This window comes from Clostridium liquoris (assembly GCF_002995785.1).
Taxonomy (GTDB): Bacteria; Bacillota; Clostridia; order Clostridiales; family Clostridiaceae; genus Clostridium_AO; species Clostridium_AO liquoris.
Window position 1 is genome coordinate 1 of record NZ_PVXO01000061.1, and the last position, 1540, is coordinate 1540.

General features: G+C 32.7%; 1 protein-coding gene. It reads right to left on the bottom strand.

Features of this window, described 5'->3' with window-relative positions; all coding sequences use genetic code 11:
* Nucleotides 1-1296 (bottom strand): hypothetical protein (locus tag CLLI_RS11440; RefSeq protein WP_242975592.1); only part of this gene is annotated, 1296 nt, incomplete at its 3' end.
* Nucleotides 1297-1540: the final 244 nt, after the last annotated feature.

Here is a 1540-nt window from a genome sequence, read left to right on the forward strand (position 1 = left end):
AGTAAAATACCTAGGATTATCCAAAGTTTTTGTGTAATAAGTTTGATTGCTTTTCATTGGGCATTTATCACAATTTTTGCATTGAACAGGAAATAACCATTTGTGTCTAAATTCTTTAGAAACAATTCCCCAATTACGAAGTTGATGCCCACAAAATAAGCCATGTGGAATACCATCTTCATCAAGTTTCACAAATTCATTATTAGATGAAATTTTTGATGAACGAGAATTTAAATCAATAATAGGTTTGATTCCATAATGCTCGCATAAAAGATAAAAAGCATTAGTATCATAGGCAGAATCAAAGGCTGCAGAATAAAATTTAATTTCAGGATATAAATCAACAAGTTCTTTAAGTGCATAAACGCCAGTTACAGAATCATGACGTGCAGCACTAACAAGTTTAATATGGATAGGTAGGCTGTAAAAGCTATCACAAGCAGTAAAACCATGGAAGGTATGTCCATAGAAATATTGCTCATTAAAACTATCCCAGCCCCAAGTTGCAGTGGGGTCATGAAACTTGCGAAAGCAGTCGCATCTTTCACCGGGCTTTAATTTGCAATTGCATACTTTTTTCCCGTAAGGCGAAGCCTGTGTAGGCATACAAGTACCATCACCAGCAATGTTTAGTTTTGAAGGGTCACCAAGAATACCCATTTTTAAAGAAGGTAATACAAATAGCTCTTTAAGTATGGTATTTAATGTTGATTCAATGCTGTCAGGAAGCCTAGAATTATCATATTTTATGACTCTTTTGACTAAACGTTCAACTACACCAGGTTTGGAATTATTCATCTTTTGATTTTTCTTTTGTTTTTTACGGGGTTTACGTTTAGCTTTGCGCAGTTTGGATTTGTAAAGAATTTTATCCTTGCGAATCAGCCTATCCATAAAATCATAAAAAGTACCAACACCAGGTATTGAATCTGCATAAATGCCTTCGGCTTTAGAAGCTGAATAGCATGCAGGAATAAATCCTGATAAAATTGCATAGAAAGGTTCTGACTGCAGGGTTTTTACCCATGATGATATGCTAGTTTCATTGGTATATAGCATAATAAGTAAGGATCTAAGTAATGCTACCGCATCTTTTGGTGGGACACCTTGATTAGATTTAGAGTAAGTATTTTTCATTAAAGGTACAATTCCAGTAAGGTCGGTAGACCACATTTTAGTTATAAGTGAACTACGATTTAGTAAAGTAATTTGTTGATTGGTTTGAATGAAAAACCTATTCAAAAATGATTCAGCAAATTTTTGATATTTGGTGTGAGAAAATTTAACAGTTAGCATAAAAATCACTCCTTGTAAATGAAATAATGTAAATAATGCCCATATTTCATTTTGGAAATTTCTACTAACTGTCAAGCCTTAATTTATAGTGCTACATTAAATTAGCTTAATAATACTACGAATATCTTAAATTATATAAGCTATTCGTACAATATAAAACTTGAAAAAACTCTGGGGTGAAGCTGATTTCTATAGAAAAATTAATGTAGAAACTTCAGTACCTTGGGAGTTTTCGAGAATACTA